The following is a 16,944-nucleotide window of genomic DNA, read 5'->3' on the forward strand; positions in this document are numbered from 1 at the left end:
TTTAGCTGCGTTCTTTTATACGCTTTGCCGGAACGCCCGCGTATATGGAGTTGGCAGCGTATCGTCCAGCCTTCAAAACTGCTCCTGCGGCTACAACGCACCCGTCCTCAAGAACAACACCATCCAGCACAGTCACTTTAGCCCCTATCCAACAATTATTGCCGATGTGGATCCCTTCATTGTTAACGCCCTGAAGGCGAATAGGTAGTGTGGGATCAGAAAAATTATGATTCTCCGAATGAAATGAAACATAATTCCCGATGATTGTGTCACTTCCTATAGTAACGCCCCCGGCGCAACCCAAAAAACTACCGCTGCCGATGCCTACATCATTGCCTACCGAGAGCCCTTCGCCTAATTGAGTCAAACTACCCGTGCACTCGATGGTAACATTTTTCTTTAAGGAAACCCCCCGCCCAAAGACAATGCCCTTGACCGCCAATGCGTCGATAAAGCATCCATCGTCAATGACCAAGCCTTTACCTGCAGTGATCATTGATCGGGCCTTTAAAGTGACGCCTTTTCCTACAAGAATAACTGACAACCTCCTGAATTTTAAAAACCCGTTAAATGCCATTAGCGCTTTTGAAACAACGAAATTCAAAAGATAGGCATCAGAAATACGCTTGTCAATTTTGATGCCACGCTTTCTCACTCTAAAAGAAAGAAATTCAACTAATTCTATCAGCATTATTTTTTCCTTTAAACGACGAATAGTAGGAATGGAAAAATCCTGCGTTCTTATACGAGAAGCTCTTTCTTAACGATGAGACAAGCAAATAGGCCTCCATGACACAACGAAAGAGGTAACCCTTATGCTCAAAGATGACGCGCAGCCCCCGGATCATTTCTTGAAAGCGAAAAATGGCTCGTTCAGCGCTGTCCGATGTATGTTCGGAAAGGTCGTGCTGCAGGCAAGTGTCCAACACATAAAAATGAGGATAAAAGGATTCGTACCTTACAAAGAATGCGGTATCCGTCGCGTAAAACTTAAGACGTTCATCAAACAGCGGCGACATTTTTTCGTAACAAGACTTATTGAAAATCACACCACTATTGATAGCTAACTTATTACGTGATGAATTAATGCCACTGTCAACGTGGTCGGACAATCGGCCGAAGAACCAGAAGCGTAGTCCCGGACTTACCAATTTCTCTCTTGAATAAATTTTTGGCAACATGACGCCAAACAAATCAACTGCCGACGCGGCTTCATATTCAAGCGCTCGGGAAATCGCCTCAACATAATTCTGGCTTGAATAATCCGTATCATCATCCGAGATCATGAAATGCGTTGCGCCCCCTGCAAAAGCTATGTCCGCAACGCGATTATAAATATAAGCCAAACCGTTATTATCACCCTCAAACCACGTCAAATTTTCGCTCGACAACGCCGGCGAGCATTGAGGCGTATTATTCCACACGAAAAATTCAACGCTGATACCTTGCGCATCGAAGATGTCGACATTACTCAATAATGTTGTGATGGCAGCAGATTCTTTATAATGCCTTTTATAAAGAACGATCAATATCGAAATCTTAGTTTGCACGATATTTCGACTCATACATCACCACCACTGTAATTGACGCGAACAGGTACAGCACTACACTATTTGTATATGACTGAAAGAAAAAGCTGCTAAGGAAAAAAGGGTAGCTGATTACCATATAATCAGCCACTCCCCTGATAAATACATTCCCCCCGATACGCAGCTGTTGAGTAGCGATGACAATCTTGCTATAGAAACAGATCAACCCGAGCATTAAAGCAACGCCCAGATAACCAGAGGACGCCAGCAGATTCAACCACAGCGAGTCAAACCAATATGTCTGACCCGGCCCAATAGCCCCGAAACCAAGACCCAATGGCATTGTATTGAGCGATTCAAGTACCACCGACCACTGCCGAACCCTGTCAAGAGCGGAGAGATCCTCCGTATATCCGAGCGCCAGGTATAGAAAAATAGAGCCCGTCACGCAAATAAAATAACTGTATCCTAGAAGCCCGATAAAAATGCTTCGACGTAATAACTGTAACACTGCCAGGAAAAAAACAGCTGAAACCATACCGATAGCTGCCGTCCTCACCGAACCATAAATAATCAGCACAGTGGAAAATAGGGCCACCAACAGATACAGGAAAAAGCTTCGATCATAGGTCCTCTTCCTGAAGGCTTGCACAAGCAGGCAACACGCAAAGAGCGTGGTGTTCAAAATAAAGGCCGAAAACTCAAGGGTGCCCGTAAAGAAACCTGACATCCTCGGATTTCCATCTCTCATCGAATTATAGATCTCCAGTTCGAAACCTTTCTCGGACAGTAGAGGCCAATACCAGAATTGTCCCGCATCGCTGATTGTCAGGTATTGATAAATAGCATATGCGCCTGAGACAAAAGTCATTACGACGAGCGTGGAAAATATAATACGCAACTTTGTTTCAAGCGCCAGACCCAGGCACACTGAATTGATCATCAGCGCAAAGAGAATCGGCATGGCGAATGATCGGAATATTCGGAACGATGCTTCGGAAAACTCGCCGCAGATGCAATAAAATATTACAAAAAACAGGATGATCAGAAGCTGTTCTTTATACCGCCGAGGAATCGTATACCGGGTTCCCACTTGGAAAAAAGTGATTAGCACAGTGAGAAGAATATACGCTAGCACAATACCTTCGCGCCAGGCTCCAACGACACTAGGGGCGTGAAGCGTTAAAATGACGTAGTCCGAGAGTATGAGCATTATCAGAAGTAAGCGTAGACCTAACGCCCTCATGCTTTGCCCGTCCGGCTTTCTTTAAAGCGAAGTCCGCTGATTTTCAAACGCGCCAGCTTAAGGGCTACTTTGATTTTTTGCGTGGCGCTGAGTTCGAGAAATAGAGCACGCATAAATTTTTTATCAAATTCAATTAATCTGGAAACGACCTCCGGCGGAATTGCCGACGTTATTTTTCCCGGCTGCTCGTAGACGCTAATATCTCCCGTCCACGCCACGTGCTTCTCCATCTCGTTGGCACACATGATATCTTCGTAGAGACAAGCCAGATAGCGGGACTTAACTGCCTCATACCCGTTAACAGCCAGCACTGACGCAATAACAGCTCTATCATTGCTCCCCTGAAAAATGCTGTTAATAAACGCCTCTACACTGTCACGCTTCAAATTATCGGCCGGTGAATAACCTTGTATAGGCGCGCGTAACCCGACACAACGGCGGCCATTGAAGAGTTGCTCCGCAAAGGCAGTCCCGCCCGGCGTAGGGTAACTGTCGACGTAAAAATCTGCGCGCTCCAAGAGTGCCAGGTAGCTTTCGTAAGGCAACGAGGAAACTACTTTAAACCTATTCCAATAGCGCAATTTTATTGGCCACCACCACGTATTGGTAAGCGGGTTGGCGCCGACGACCCAGAAGGTTGAGTGTTTAAACTCAGCTAGCACTTTGCGTATGGCTGGCCTGAGATCATAGTCTTTGACCGGTTTAAACTTGAAGGGCGATGCCGCACTGAAAAAGTTTAATGTGCTATTTTTATTGGGCAGGCTGTGATGCTTTGATAACAACTTATTGGTCAACGGAATCCCTAGAAAAGACTTGCTTCCAGAGATCGTTTTCTTCAGGTCTCGACGACGGCCAAACGTGCTCAGTTCAAAGTATATATCTGCTACCGAACTGCCGTAAGTAAACACATGATCAGCATGGTTTACGAAATAGATCTTCGTCGTGCTGACAGTCTTTAGAATCTTGCATGCGATGACAGAAACCATATCATCTGGGTGAATATGCAACACCACTCTTTTATATGGTTTTAGGCACTGAATAATTTCAGCAATTTTCTCGATGGGTGTGTAAGCACTGATCAGGGTGCTTTCGGAAAAAAAACCTCGGGTTCGCTCAATCGCACGCTCGGCACTTTTACGCGTTATCAGCAGAGCAGGCTTTTCCGTATGCATTGTCGAAAGCTGTTCCATAAGCCGCGTGTGCCCACCAATGAGATACGGCTCAGAGATCAGATGGATACAATCCTTCAACGGCGAGTGAATTTCGCCAACTGACAATACACTCATGCATCGAGCAGTTAATATTTCCTCCAGTTCGGGATCGTCGTAAATACCTTTATCAACCGCCCACAATATTGCCCCATACACCTCCGCTAAATCGACGCTCTTGTTAACATCTTTTTGCATTAGAATTAAATCGCGGATTGAAGATAGCAAGCGACTCATGGGCAAAACATCCTCATCCTGCGTTATTTTTATTTAGTTTTCTATAAATAAGAAAGTACATGACTATCAAATACATACCGTAATTAGCTGCGTGAGCCCACGTAACACCCACCGGACCGCCCACTTTCGTCAGCAACACCGTAAGCACGTAAAAACTGAGTGCAAAAAATATCTCTGTGAGAATATACATTTTAACCATTGCCTTACCCAGCATCAGGTAAGCAAGTATCCAGCTGGCAATTTTAAGCGTGTCTCCCAGCATCTGCCATGCGAAAAAATCCCGCATCGGACTGAACGCTTGGGTGAAAAGCAAGCCGATAATAAAATCCCTCAAGCTATAGATCACCACCCCACAGACCATCGCGACAGGAAGAATCAGTTTATAACCTTGAAGAATCTCTCTCTTGATATCCAGCGGATTGACCAGCTCTGACAACTTTGGTAAAAAATACAAGCCCAGCGTTGTAGTCACTAACAGAAGATAAGCGGTACTCAGACGCCACATGGCCTCCCAATACCCGGCGGTTTCCCAGCCGAACTCCGCACCTAGATAATTACGCACCAGGATATGGCTAACGGGCACGCATGCAGCAGTCGTGAGCGCCATCGCCGTGAACTTTGTCAGGTTGATCGCAATTTGCCTGTCTAACTTGCCGAGCAGACTGGAAAATCGGAACCATTCGGTTTTGTAACACAGCAGGCATGTCACGAAGAAAGCGATAGACTGATACAGCACCAATGAAATCAGCGCACCATATAGACCAAACTGCCTCACCATAATGATAATGACTAGTAGAGAAAGGAGACTTCCACCAATATTAGCCAGTATGTATCGATTAATTTCTTTTTTGCCATTGAGGATCGCAAGCAGCAATGTATTAAATGAAAAGAATATGACGGTGGCTGCGCACCATACAAATACGCTATATAAAGCCTCATCATTAAAACACCACACAGCCAACGGCTTGCTGAATATAACGATAAGCACCGATGTCAATACAGATCCTATACAGGCAATCGTACCCGCCGTGCGCCATACCCGGCGCTGCGCATCTTCATCATTTTGATATTCAGCAGTGTACTTCGTAACGCCAGTACTGATGGCCCCTGTCGAGAACGTCGTTACCATCTGCACGGCGTTCTGAAACTGCCCTAAGGCAGCGTAGCCCGATGGACCTACATAGATGGCCAACATTTTATTGATGCCCAGCAAGGTGAGCATCTTGATAACGACCGCGATACCGTTGAGGAAGCTTGTTCTGAGCAGCGTCATATTCAGGCGTCTATAGAGAAAGCGTTGCAGGCCTCAATGACACTGTGAACTTCTGAATCGGTCATGATCGGGCTCATCGGCAGGCTCAATACCTCGCTGTGGATGCGCTCCGTAACAGGAAGCGACTGGTTATAAAAATCGGCGCTCGCATAGGCCTGTTGCTGATGAGGCGGAATCGGATAGTGAATTAATGTTTGAATACCCGACGCGTTGAGATGACGCACCAGTTTTTCCCGAACCTCGGAGCGCACCACGAACAGATGCCAGACGTGGGAAAAATGTTTCATTACATCGACGTCGCTGCCCAAGGGCAGTTTAATCAAGGGATTTTTAATTTCATTCATATAAAGGCTTGCCACACGACGACGAGCCTCTGTCTGTGCCTGCAGGTACTTGAGCTTGACGCTCAACATTGCGGCTTGAATCTCATCCAGGCGGCTATTTACGCCTTGCACCAAATTCTTATACTTTTCGTGTGAGCCGTAGTTTCGCAGAGCCTGAATCATGTTCACCAACTCAGCATCGTTGGACGTGATCGCGCCTGCGTCACCCAACGCTCCGAGGTTTTTACCTGGGTAGAAACTGAAACCGGACGCATCACCCCAGTTGCCGGCACTTCTGCCGTCGATCTGCGCACCATGAGCCTGGGCACAGTCCTCGAGTACCAGTAGATTCTCACGCTTGGCAATCGTATTGATTGCGCGCATATCGGCCAGTTGCCCATAGAGATGGACCGGCAGGATCAACCGAGTTTTGGTCGTCAGCGCACGCTCGAGATTCTCAGGACAAAGATTGTAGGTGCTTTCGTCAGGCTCGACCAAAACCGGCTTCAGGTTGTTTTCCGTTACAGCCAGTAGCGTTGCGATGTAGGTGTTGGCCGGAACAATGACTTCATCGCCATCCTTGAGCTTTCCCAGCTCTTTCCAGGCACGCATAGTCAGTGTCAGAGCATCAAGGCCGTTGGCAACGCCGACGGTGTGGCTGGCGCCGGTATAAATGGAAAACTCTTCCTCGAAGCGCTTGAGGAACTCGCCCTGAATGTACCAGCCCGAGTCGATGACACGTGTGGCCGCCTCAACGAGCTCTTCACGGAGAGCCTTGTTCAATGACTTTAGATCGAGAAATTGAATCATCAAAAATACCTGACGTAGGTGCTTCGTTATTAGGTGCGTGAAGGCACAGAAGGTCTCTGCACCACCACAAATTCATGCCCTCTTTGATCCGACTAGGATCGGAAATCCGGGCTGCGATACCTGATCTCTCCAAAGCGTCACGCTTGATCGATCGGATCCGCAAAACTTTCCGTCTTTAACTGGGCGCGTATGTGTTAACAAAACGCTGGGGCGTTGATGATACAGCGCCTATTCTCCAATTCAACAAAACTGAATGATGAAAAAGCGACTAATGCTGAAAGAGTTGCCCACAATGGTACTGATCTGCCACACCCCATTAGTGCGCAACCAATTAAATAGCTCGCTAACTTATTAGGTGTATAAGACTTTCAACAGCTTTCAATAATGAGCCTACAGAAAATACGCACGCCAAACGGCGCGCTCACCGAGTCTTCGCTCCAGACGCCTGCTCCTTTGCCCGTTGCTCGATCGAAGGCGGTGGATTCGTTAATCGTTCCAGAGCAATAGTCGCTACTTGCTTTGTATTCAAGGGCGATCACAAGGAATACTGGCGACCGCAGATGCCGCCATCCGAGACACTAACGACCGAGATTTTCTTTGAGGTAAAACGAGTTGAAGCTGCGCAGAGGGCAGTTTTGCAAGAAGAGTGTAGAGTTTTTCACTTCCAGGCGTTGTTACACTATCTATGACCTGGTGCTTCTACCAAATGAGGGTGCGCTATGCGCCATCTTTCAGCAGCATTTCCCGCTCACCCTGAATCTAACGCCTAACAGGTCAGACATATGTGTAGTACATATCCGAGTAATCAGAGTGCGGCGCACTGAATACTCAAAGAAGAAGCATTAGAATGGCTAATACCTCAAGATATCTAACTACAGCACTACAGACCCGTAAGCCCACGTGATAGAGCTCTAGCGGTTAGACAACGACCTCACCGCACACCTTTGGCATCAGGATAGGAGGTTAACCGCGCACTGCCGAGGTCGACCTATGGCGCCGGCTACGCGCCAGCCCAACGCCTAACAGTGGACCGATTAACATCCCGATGATCAACGCGACCACTACAAACACCGACACTGGCATCTGTACAGTCGTCCAGCCCAGGAATGAAAGGGCCACGCCCTGCTGGTTTTCCAGCACAAAGCCTAAAATTACTAGCACAACAATCAATGCCGCCAGCACCAGAACAACGCGCTTTACCCCACGCATAAACTTCTCCTACCCCAAAAAGACTCAGACGCCTTCTTCCTCGTCTTCGTTCACCCGGTCCCGCAATTCCTTTCCAGGCTTGAAGTGAGGTACAAACTTGCCATCAAGGCTGACCGACTGCCCGGTTTTTGGGTTACGACCGACGCGCGGTGCGCGGTAATGCAAGGAGAAACTGCCAAAACCACGGATCTCAATCCGATCCCCAGTAGCCAAACATTGGGACATTTGCTCAAGCATAGTCTTGATAGCCAGCTCTACATCCTTGGATGAAAGCAGCCCTTGATGGGTGACAATTCGTTCGATCAACTCCGACTTCGTCATATTTTTCCCTTCTTTTTCAAGCAGCTAGGAAAAGCGCTTCAAAGGTTTTAGCATGACTTGATGAATTTGAACAGCCCACTAGACAACTTATCTGCTGCACAGGCGGACACCCGCAACATGCGCCTTTGAGCCTCAATTACAGATCACCAGCATAGTGCGAGTTACAGCGCCGGCGGGATTCCAGCCGAACGGATAGTCGCCCTCTTCGTCCTTCGCATCGCTGGATCGAGTGATGACCTTATAGCCTTGCATCTTGCATTCGCGGGCAGCGCGCTTCTCGCACTTGCTCCAATTGCCACCGAGGCCCGAGCAGTCGACCTCGATACCACTGACACCGCGCTTGACGTGAGTTTTGGCGCTGGTGGTAGAGCAGCCGGCAAGCATGACTGCGGCGAAGATTAAAATAAACTTGTTCATCGAAATCCTTATTGAAACAACATCACTGACAACCGTGCTTTTAATAAAACTATAGCCAGTTCTGACACTGTGCTGCGCACCTTGGTTCTCGGTATTGATTCAACGAATTTCAGGCACAAAAAAGGGCGACCGAAGTCGCCCTTTTTCTATGGTCTGACAGAACTTAGTTCTGTTTTTCCATCTGTGCACGCAGCAGGTCGCCCAGAGTGGTAGGACCAGCAGAAGGCTCAGAAGAGGCTGGCTTGTCGCGCAGGCTCTGAATGGCTTCTTTCTCTTCGATCTCGTCTTTCGACTTGATGGAGAGCTGGATTACACGGCTCTTGCGGTCAACGCTGATGATCTTGGCTTCTACTTCCTGGCCTTCTTTCAGAACGTTACGTGCGTCTTCAACGCGGTCACGGCTGATTTCGGAGGCTTTCAGAGTCGCTTCGATATCGTCGGCCAGAGTGATGATGGCGCCTTTAGCGTCAACTTCTTTCACAGTGCCTTTAACGATTGCGCCTTTGTCGTTCTCTTGAACGTACTCGGAGAACGGATCGCTTTCCAGTTGCTTGATACCCAGGGAGATGCGCTCGCGCTCTGGGTCAACCGACAGGATAACGGTGTCCAGCTCGTCGCCCTTCTTGAAACGACGAACAGCTTCTTCGCCAACTTCGTTCCAGGAGATGTCGGACAGGTGAACCAGGCCGTCGATGCCGCCGTCCAGACCAATGAAGATACCGAAATCGGTGATCGACTTGATGGTGCCGGAGATTTTATCGCCCTTGTTGAACTGGCCAGAGAAATCTTCCCATGGGTTAGATTTGCACTGCTTGATGCCCAGGGAGATACGACGACGCTCTTCGTCGATGTCCAGAACCATAACTTCCACTTCGTCGCCGACTTGTACGACTTTCGAAGGGTGGATGTTTTTGTTGGTCCAGTCCATTTCGGAAACGTGTACCAGGCCTTCCACGCCTTCTTCCAGCTCTGCGAAGCAGCCGTAGTCGGTCAGGTTGGTAACACGCGCGGTTACGCGAGTGCTTTCTGGGTAACGAGCTTTGATAGCAACCCATGGATCTTCGCCCAGCTGCTTCAAGCCCAGGGAAACGCGGTTACGCTCACGATCGTACTTCAGAACCTTGACATCGATCTCGTCGCCAACGTTGACGATTTCAGAAGGATGCTTGATACGCTTCCAAGCCATGTCGGTAATGTGCAGCAGGCCATCGACGCCACCCAGATCGACGAATGCGCCGTAATCGGTGAGGTTCTTGACGATACCTTTGACTTGTTGGCCTTCCTGCAGGGATTCCAGCAGAGCTTCACGCTCGGCGGAGTTCTCTGCTTCCAGGACGCTGCGACGGGAAACGACAACGTTGTTGCGCTTCTGGTCGAGTTTGATGACCTTGAATTCGAGTTCTTTGCCTTCCAGGTGCGTGGTGTCGCGCACTGGACGAACGTCGACCAAAGAACCTGGCAGGAACGCACGGATGCCGTTAACGTCGACAGTGAAGCCGCCTTTAACCTTACCGTTGATAACGCCCTTGACCACTTCTTCAGCTGCGAAGGCTGCTTCGAGAACAATCCAGCATTCAGCGCGCTTGGCTTTTTCACGGGACAGCTTGGTTTCACCGAAACCGTCTTCAACCGAGTCCAGAGCAACGTGAACTTCGTCACCGACATTGATAGTCAGGTCACCAGCATCGTTGTAGAACTGTTCCAGCGGGATCAGAGCTTCAGACTTCAGACCAGCGTGAACGGTTACCCAGCGAGCTTGGTAATCGATATCAACGATAACACCGGTGATGATGGAGCCTGCCTGAAGGTTCAGGGTTTTTAGGCTTTCTTCAAAGAGTTCCGCAAAGCTTTCGCTCATTTTAATTCCTGTTGATAAGGGCGAAGAATACGCCCATCTCCACACCCCAGACGGTGTGGGTCAGTTTCAATTAAAAGAAGCACCGCAGGACTATGACTGGTCCCCTGCAGCCTTCTTGGTCACCCGGTGATATCGCGAATGGCGATTTCACTCAAGATGCGTTCCAGCACCTGCTCGATGGATAACTCCGTGGAATCCAGCTGTATGGCGTCAGCCGCCGGCTTGAGCGGGGCTACCGCACGCTGGGTATCACGCTCATCGCGTGCACGGATCTCATCTAGCAGACTCGACAGACTAACACCATCGACTTTGCCCTTCAACTGCAAGTAACGGCGGCGCGCCCGCTCTTCGGCGCTGGCGGTGAGGAAAATCTTCAACGGCGCGTCTGGAAACACCACGGTGCCCATGTCGCGACCATCCGCGACCAGGCCCGGCGGTTCCTGAAACGCCCGCTGGCGCTGCAGCAGCGCGTCGCGCACGGCCGGCAGTGCGGCAACCTGGGAGGCCCAGGAGCCAACTTGTTCGTTACGCAGATCATCGGTCACATCGTCGCCTTCGAGGATGATGCGTTGCGGATGACCTTCCGTCGCGCCGACGAACTGCACATCAAGGTGCGCCGCCAGTAGCTTCAGGGATTCTTCGTTGGTCAGGTCGACGCCGTGGTTACGCGCGGCAAAGGCCAGCAAACGGTACAGCGCGCCGGAATCCAGCAGGCACCAGCCCAGGCGCTTGGCCAGAATGCCGGCAATCGTGCCTTTGCCCGAGCCGCTTGGCCCGTCGATGGTAATCACCGGTGCTTTGATATTCACAATTGAGCCTCTTGGGCAACACGAATGCCGACATGGGCACACAGTGTAAGAAAGTTCGGAAAAGATGTAGCCACATTGGCACAGTCACGGATACGAATCGGCGCCGTCGCCCGCAGGGACGCCACACTGAAGGCCATGGCAATCCGGTGATCGCCATGGGAATGCACCTCGCCGCCGCCTATCAGGCCACCGTCAATGATAATCCCATCGGGTGTCGGTTCACACTTCACGCCCAACGCCAGCAGACCGTCGGCCATTACCTGGATACGGTCGGATTCCTTCACGCGCAGCTCTGCAGCGCCGCGCAACACGGTACGGCCCTGAGCACAGGCCGCCGCGATGAACAACACCGGAAACTCATCAATCGCCAGCGGCACCAACGCCTCGGGAATCTCGATGCCGTTCAGCGCAGCAGCACGCACGCGCAAATCGGCGACTGGTTCACCGCCGACTTCACGCAGGTTTTCCAGCGTGATGTCCGCGCCCATCAGCCGCAGGATATCGATCACACCGGTCCGTGTCGGATTGATCCCCACATGCTCCAGCAACAGCTCGGAACCCTCGGCAATCGACGCCGCGACCAGGAAGAATGCAGAAGAAGAAATGTCCCCCGGCACTTCAATATGCGTGGAGGTCAACGCATGGCCCGACTCAACCGACGCCGTAGCGCCCTGCACCTGCACCGGATAACCGAAGCCGCGCAGCATTCGTTCGGTGTGGTCACGGGTCGGTGCAGGCTCGGTCACCGAGGTTTTACCCTCGGCATACAAACCCGCCAGCAACAGGCAGGATTTGACCTGCGCGCTGGCCATTGGCAGCGTATAGGTCAGGCCTTTTAATGCCTGACCTCCACGAATAGTCAACGGCGGACGCCCTTCCGGCCCGGTTTCAATCACCGCGCCCATTTCGCGCAGTGGCTTGGCCACGCGGCTCATCGGGCGCTTGGACAGCGAAGCATCGCCGGTCAACACACTGTCGAAGCGCTGCGCCGCCAGCAAGCCGGACAACAGGCGCATCGACGTTCCGGAGTTGCCCAGGTAGATCGGCCCCGGCGCCGGCTTCAAGCCATGCAGGCCAACCCCATGGATGGTCACGCGCCCATGGTGCGGCCCTTCAATCACCACGCCCATGTCGCGAAACGCCTGCAAGGTCGCCAGGGCATCTTCGCCCTCAAGGAAACCCTCAACCTCGGTCACGCCATCGGCCAGCGAGCCGAGCATGATCGAGCGATGGGAGATCGACTTGTCGCCCGGCATCCGAATCTGTCCGCTCAGGCGGCCACCCGGGCTGGCGAGGAAGGTCTGCTCATCGGCGTTCACAGCAGTTTCCATATAGGCCCGGCGCGCCAGAATTTTGCTGAAGTGCTCACGCGCCACCCGCGCACGGGTGAACACGCCCAGTAATTGATGGCCGTCCCCGGCATCCACCGCGTCGCGCAAGGCGTCGAGGTCGCTGCGGAAGGTGTCCAGGGTGCGCAGCACCGCCTCGCGATTGGCAAGGAAGATGTCATGCCACATCACTGGATCACTGCCGGCAATACGCGTGAAATCGCGGAAACCACCAGCGGCGTAGCGGAAAATATCGAGATTCTCGTTACGTTTAGCCAGCGAATCCACCAAGCCAAAAGCCAGCAAATGCGGCAAATGGCTGGTCGCCGCCAGCACTTCGTCGTGACGCTCGACCTGCATGTGCTCGACATCCGCACCCAGTTCACGCCACAGGCGATCGACCACAGCCAAGGCGGCCGGGTCGGTTTGCTCAAGCGGCGTCAGGATCACTTTATGACGACGGAACAACTGCGCATTGGACGCCTCGACACCACTCTGCTCGGAACCGGCAATCGGGTGACCCGGTACAAAACGCGCCGGCATGCCGCCAAACGCCCGTTGCGCCGCGCGCACCACGTTGCCCTTGGCACTGCCGACATCCGTGAGAATCGCCTGCCCCAGGTCCATGCCGGCCAGCAAGGCCAGCAGCTTCTCCATCGCCAGAATCGGCACCGCGAGCTGGATCACGTCCGCACCCTGGCAAGCCAGCGCCAAGTCTGCTTCACAGCGATCCACCACGCCCAACTCAACCGCCAACTTGCGCGATTGCGGGTCCAGGTCCACACCGACCACTTCGCGGCACAGCCCGCTTTCACGCAGGCCTTTGGCAAACGAGCCGCCGATCAATCCCAGACCCACCACCACCAGGCGACCGATCATAGGCACAGCAGGTTGCAATGCAGTGACATCAACCACGAGCCAGAACCTTGGCCAACGCCTCCAGGAAGCGGCTGTTTTCCGCCGGCAATCCGATGGTGATACGCAGGTGGTTCGGCATGCCGTAGTTGGCCACCGGGCGCACGATCACGCCTTCGCGCAGCAGCCCCTGGAACACCGGGGCGGCGACTTGAGCAAGGTCGACGCAAATAAAGTTACCCTTGGATGGAATCCAGCCCAGACCCAGCTCACGAAAACCTTCCTGCAGTTGCAGCATGCCGCTTTCGTTGATGCGACGACCTTCTTCCAGGTACTCGGCATCTTTCACCGCCGCACACGCCGCCGCCAGGGCGAGGCTGTTGACGTTGAACGGTTGGCGCACGCGGTTCAGCACGTCGGCCACCACCGCCGTCGACAAGCCGTAGCCAACCCGCAACGACGCCAGGCCGTAGGCCTTGGAGAAGGTGCGCGACACCAGCAGGTTCGGGTATGCCGCGAGAAAATCCAGACCATCCGGCAGGTCGCTGCCTTCTGCGTATTCGATGTAGGCCTCGTCCAGCACCACCAGCACATGCTCCGGCACGTCTTGCAGGAAGTCGTTCAACGCTTGCGCATCGAACCAGGTGCCGGTCGGGTTATTCGGGTTGGCGATAAACACCACGCGGGTCTGGGCGTCGATGGCCGCCAGCATGGCCGGCAAGTCGTGCCCCCAGTCCTTGGCCGGAATAACACGTGCGTCGGCGCCGACAGCCTGGGTGACGATCGGGTAAACGGCAAACGCGTGCTCGCTGAATACCGCATTCAGTCCAGGCGCCAGGTAAGCACGGCCGACCAGCTCAAGAATGTCGTTGGAGCCGTTACCCAGGGTCACCTGGTTCAGCTCGACCCGGCAGTTTTGCGCCAGCAGAGACTTGAGGGCAAAACCATTACCGTCCGGGTAGCGGGTCAGCTCAGCCAACTCGTCACGAATCGCCGCCAATACCTTGGGGCTCGGGCCCAGCGGGTTTTCGTTACTGGCCAGCTTGACGATCTTCGACGGGTCCAGGTTCAACTCACGCGCCAGCTCGTCCACAGGCTTGCCTGGAACGTAAGGCGACAGTTGTTGCACGCCCGGCTGAGCCAGGGCGAGGAAGTTGCCACTCATGTTAAAGCCTCACAAAACCGCTTTCGGGTAAGAGCCCAGCACCTTGAGTGCCACGGCTTCCTGACTGATTTTCTCCAGCACGCCCTTGACCAGTGGGTCGCGGTGATGGCCGATGAAGTCGATAAAGAACACATAAGTCCATTTACCGCTGCGCGAAGGACGTGTCTCGATTCGCGTCAGGTCAATCCCGTTGTCGTGGAACGGCACCAGCAGCTCATGAAGCGCACCGGGCTTGTTGCTCATGGAGACAATGATCGAAGTCTTGTCGTCGCCGGTCGGCGGCACTTCCTGGCTGCCAATCATCAAGAAGCGCGTGGAGTTGTCCGGGCGGTCCTCGATTTTCTCGGCCAGGCGCGTCAGGCCATACAGGCCCGCTGCCATATCGCCAGCGATTGCCGCCGAATTCCACTCACCCTTGACCCGCTTGGCCGCTTCGGCGTTGCTGGACACCGCCACGCGCTCGACATTCGGGTAATGTGCGTCCAGCCACTTGCGGCACTGGGCCAGGGATTGGGCGTGGGAGTAGATGCGGCTAATGCTGTCGGTCTTGGTGCTCTCGCCCACCAGCAGGTGGTGGTGGATACGCAGCTCGACTTCGCCGCAAATCACCATGTCGTGCTCAAGGAAGCTGTCCAGCGTGTGGTTGACCGCGCCTTCGGTGGAGTTTTCCACCGGCACCACGCCAAAGTTCACCGCACCGGCCGCCACTTCACGGAACACTTCGTCAATCGCCGCCATTGGCTTGCTGATCACTGCGTGGCCGAAATGTTTCATGGCCGCCGCTTGCGTGAAGGTGCCTTCAGGGCCGAGGTAAGCCACTTTGAGCGGCTGCTCGAGGGCCAGGCACGAGGACATGATTTCACGGAACAACCGCGCCATTTCTTCGTTGCCCAATGGCCCCTTGTTGCGCTCCATCACGCGCTTGAGCACCTGCGCTTCACGCTCAGGCCGGTAGAAAACCGGTACTTCGCCTTCAGCCAGGGACGCCATTTTTACCCGTGCCACTTCCTGGGCGCACCGCGCGCGCTCACTGATCAGCTCCAGGACTTTCTCGTCCAGACTGTCAATGCGTACACGCAGGGCCTTGAGTTCTTGCTCAGACATTAGCCGTGTTCCTTTTCGAACTCTGCCATGTAGGCAACCAGCGCGTGGATCGCGTTGATGTCGACAGCGTTGTAGATGGAGGCGCGCATGCCACCGACCGAACGGTGGCCCTTGAGGTTCAGCAGGCCGCGCTCGTCGGCGCCGGCCAGGAATGGCTTGTCCAGACGATCATCAGCCAGACGGAACGGCACGTTCATCCACGAGCGGTCGGTCAGGTTGATCGGGTTGCTGTACAGGCCGCTGGCGTCGATGAAGTCGTACAGGGTGCGCTTCTTCTCTTCGTTGAGCTTGCCCATGGCGGCGACACCGCCCTGCTCTTTGAGCCACTCGAACACCAGGCCAGACAGGTACCAGGCGAACGCCGGCGGCGTGTTGTACATCGAGCCGTTATCGGCCGCGACCTTGTAGTTGAGCATGGTCGGGCACACCGAACGGGCGCGACCCAGCAGGTCTTCACGGATGATGTTGACCAGGATGCCGCTCGGACCGATGTTCTTCTGCGCCCCGGCGTAGATCATGCCGTACTTGGACACATCGATCGGACGCGAGAGGATGTCCGAGGACATGTCGCACACCAATGGCACATCGCCCACTTCCGGCACCCAGTCGAACTCCAGGCCGCCGATGGTTTCGTTCGCTACGTAGTGAACGTAGGCCGCGTCTTTCGAGAGCTTCCACTCGTTCTGACCAGGGATGGCGAAGTAGTCGTAAGGCTTGGCTGTGCCCGCCACGTTGACGTGACCGTAACGCGAGGCCTCTTCAATGGCCTTCTGGCCCCAGATACCGGTATCGATATAGTCGGCCGTGCCGTCTTCGGGCAGCAGGTTCAGCGGCAGTTGAGCAAACTGCTGGCTCGCGCCGCCTTGCAGGAACAGCACTTTGTAGTGGGAGGGGATGTCCAGCAAGTCGCGCAGATCCTGCTCGGCCTTGGTGGCAATGGACACGAACTCATCGCTGCGATGGCTCATTTCCATCACGGAGAGGCCTTTTCCATGCCAGTCGAGGAGTTCACCCTGCGCGCGCTGCAGGACTGCTTCAGGAAGCGCCGCGGGACCGGCACAGAAGTTATAGGCTCTCTTGCTCACATCCAATCTCACTCTGATCTGGTGGTAGTCACACAAACATATCAGCCGACACCCAATCCAATGTGGGAGCGGGCTTGCTCGCGAAAGCGATCCAACAGGCGACATCTCTGGTGAATGTCAGTCCGCTTTCGCGAGCAAGCCCGCTCCCACACTCGATCTCCACAGCT

15 protein-coding genes are annotated in these 16,944 nt (G+C 53.4%); all 15 read right to left on the bottom strand.

The window, feature by feature from the left end; all coding sequences use genetic code 11:
* Nucleotide 1: 1 nt before the first annotated feature.
* Nucleotides 2-691 (bottom strand): DapH/DapD/GlmU-related protein, encoded by a 690-nt coding sequence (locus L8K08_RS01455; protein WP_242193853.1) that lies wholly within the window; start codon nucleotides 689-691, stop codon nucleotides 2-4.
* Nucleotides 672-1,565, bottom strand: coding sequence for a hypothetical protein (locus L8K08_RS01460; protein WP_242193855.1), 894 nt, complete (start codon nucleotides 1,563-1,565; stop codon nucleotides 672-674). Before L8K08_RS01460 ends, L8K08_RS01455 begins: the two co-directional genes overlap by 20 nt.
* Nucleotides 1,540-2,493 carry a hypothetical protein gene (locus tag L8K08_RS01465; RefSeq protein WP_242193857.1) on the bottom strand — a complete coding sequence of 318 codons (954 nt, stop codon included), beginning with the start codon at nucleotides 2,491-2,493 and terminating at the stop codon, nucleotides 1,540-1,542. The genes L8K08_RS01460 and L8K08_RS01465 overlap by 26 nt, the downstream gene beginning before the upstream one ends.
* A gap of 278 nt (nucleotides 2,494-2,771) precedes the next feature.
* Nucleotides 2,772-4,220, bottom strand: coding sequence for a hypothetical protein (locus L8K08_RS01470; RefSeq protein ID WP_242193859.1), 1,449 nt, complete (start codon nucleotides 4,218-4,220; stop codon nucleotides 2,772-2,774).
* 13 nt (nucleotides 4,221-4,233) lie between these two features.
* On the bottom strand, nucleotides 4,234-5,493 hold the full coding sequence (locus tag L8K08_RS01475; RefSeq protein WP_242193861.1) for an O-antigen translocase: 1,260 nt from the start codon (nucleotides 5,491-5,493) through the stop codon (nucleotides 4,234-4,236).
* 2 nt (nucleotides 5,494-5,495) lie between these two features.
* Nucleotides 5,496-6,626, bottom strand: a complete 1,131-nt coding sequence (locus L8K08_RS01480; RefSeq protein ID WP_242193863.1) for a DegT/DnrJ/EryC1/StrS family aminotransferase — start codon at nucleotides 6,624-6,626, stop codon at nucleotides 5,496-5,498.
* A gap of 963 nt (nucleotides 6,627-7,589) precedes the next feature.
* Complete coding sequence (locus L8K08_RS01485) at nucleotides 7,590-7,835, bottom strand: lipopolysaccharide assembly protein LapA domain-containing protein (RefSeq protein WP_242193865.1); 246 nt, start codon at nucleotides 7,833-7,835, stop codon at nucleotides 7,590-7,592.
* Nucleotides 7,836-7,859: 24 nt separating this feature from the next.
* Nucleotides 7,860-8,156: an integration host factor subunit beta gene (ihfB, locus tag L8K08_RS01490; protein ID WP_003218804.1), complete on the bottom strand. Its 297-nt coding sequence runs from the start codon at nucleotides 8,154-8,156 to the stop codon at nucleotides 7,860-7,862.
* Nucleotides 8,157-8,288: 132 nt separating this feature from the next.
* Entirely contained in the window at nucleotides 8,289-8,573 is a 285-nt protein-coding gene (locus L8K08_RS01495; protein WP_242193867.1) for a hypothetical protein, read from the bottom strand.
* Nucleotides 8,574-8,736: 163 nt separating this feature from the next.
* Complete coding sequence (rpsA, locus tag L8K08_RS01500; protein ID WP_064451489.1) at nucleotides 8,737-10,431, bottom strand: 30S ribosomal protein S1; 1,695 nt, start codon at nucleotides 10,429-10,431, stop codon at nucleotides 8,737-8,739.
* 119 nt (nucleotides 10,432-10,550) lie between these two features.
* A complete protein-coding gene (gene cmk, locus L8K08_RS01505; RefSeq protein ID WP_145163144.1) occupies nucleotides 10,551-11,240 on the bottom strand; it encodes a (d)CMP kinase in 690 nt (229 codons plus the stop codon).
* Complete coding sequence (locus L8K08_RS01510) at nucleotides 11,237-13,447, bottom strand: bifunctional prephenate dehydrogenase/3-phosphoshikimate 1-carboxyvinyltransferase (protein ID WP_242195026.1); 2,211 nt, start codon at nucleotides 13,445-13,447, stop codon at nucleotides 11,237-11,239. Before L8K08_RS01510 ends, cmk begins: the two co-directional genes overlap by 4 nt.
* A gap of 28 nt (nucleotides 13,448-13,475) precedes the next feature.
* Nucleotides 13,476-14,588 carry a histidinol-phosphate transaminase gene (hisC, locus tag L8K08_RS01515; RefSeq protein WP_145163141.1) on the bottom strand — a complete coding sequence of 371 codons (1,113 nt, stop codon included), beginning with the start codon at nucleotides 14,586-14,588 and terminating at the stop codon, nucleotides 13,476-13,478.
* 9 nt (nucleotides 14,589-14,597) lie between these two features.
* Nucleotides 14,598-15,692, bottom strand: a complete 1,095-nt coding sequence (gene pheA / locus L8K08_RS01520; protein ID WP_053132458.1) for a prephenate dehydratase — start codon at nucleotides 15,690-15,692, stop codon at nucleotides 14,598-14,600.
* A complete protein-coding gene (serC, locus tag L8K08_RS01525; RefSeq protein ID WP_145163139.1) occupies nucleotides 15,692-16,777 on the bottom strand; it encodes a 3-phosphoserine/phosphohydroxythreonine transaminase in 1,086 nt (361 codons plus the stop codon). The genes pheA and serC overlap by 1 nt, the downstream gene beginning before the upstream one ends.
* Nucleotides 16,778-16,944 lie beyond the last annotated feature (167 nt).

It is taken from the genome of Pseudomonas sp. TREG-RG-20F-10-E-6-01, from assembly GCF_022662455.1.
Lineage (GTDB): Bacteria > Pseudomonadota > Gammaproteobacteria > Pseudomonadales > Pseudomonadaceae > Aquipseudomonas.

Excerpts from the sequence above, each read along its gene's own strand:
- L8K08_RS01455 (WP_242193853.1), bottom strand. The coding sequence starts at position 691 with ATGCTGATAGAATTAGTTGAATTTCTTTCTTTTAGAGTGAGAAAGCGT.
- L8K08_RS01460 (WP_242193855.1), bottom strand. The coding sequence starts at position 1,565 with ATGAGTCGAAATATCGTGCAAACTAAGATTTCGATATTGATCGTTCTT.
- L8K08_RS01465 (WP_242193857.1), bottom strand. The coding sequence starts at position 2,493 with ATGCCGATTCTCTTTGCGCTGATGATCAATTCAGTGTGCCTGGGTCTG.
- L8K08_RS01470 (WP_242193859.1), bottom strand. The coding sequence starts at position 4,220 with ATGAGTCGCTTGCTATCTTCAATCCGCGATTTAATTCTAATGCAAAAA.
- L8K08_RS01475 (WP_242193861.1), bottom strand. The coding sequence starts at position 5,493 with ATGACGCTGCTCAGAACAAGCTTCCTCAACGGTATCGCGGTCGTTATC.
- L8K08_RS01480 (WP_242193863.1), bottom strand. The coding sequence starts at position 6,626 with ATGATTCAATTTCTCGATCTAAAGTCATTGAACAAGGCTCTCCGTGAA.
- L8K08_RS01485 (WP_242193865.1), bottom strand. The coding sequence starts at position 7,835 with ATGCGTGGGGTAAAGCGCGTTGTTCTGGTGCTGGCGGCATTGATTGTT.
- ihfB (WP_003218804.1), bottom strand. The coding sequence starts at position 8,156 with ATGACGAAGTCGGAGTTGATCGAACGAATTGTCACCCATCAAGGGCTG.
- L8K08_RS01495 (WP_242193867.1), bottom strand. The coding sequence starts at position 8,573 with ATGAACAAGTTTATTTTAATCTTCGCCGCAGTCATGCTTGCCGGCTGC.
- rpsA (WP_064451489.1), bottom strand. The coding sequence starts at position 10,431 with ATGAGCGAAAGCTTTGCGGAACTCTTTGAAGAAAGCCTAAAAACCCTG.
- L8K08_RS01510 (WP_242195026.1), bottom strand. The coding sequence starts at position 13,447 with ATGATCGGTCGCCTGGTGGTGGTGGGTCTGGGATTGATCGGCGGCTCG.
- hisC (WP_145163141.1), bottom strand. The coding sequence starts at position 14,588 with ATGAGTGGCAACTTCCTCGCCCTGGCTCAGCCGGGCGTGCAACAACTG.
- pheA (WP_053132458.1), bottom strand. The coding sequence starts at position 15,692 with ATGTCTGAGCAAGAACTCAAGGCCCTGCGTGTACGCATTGACAGTCTG.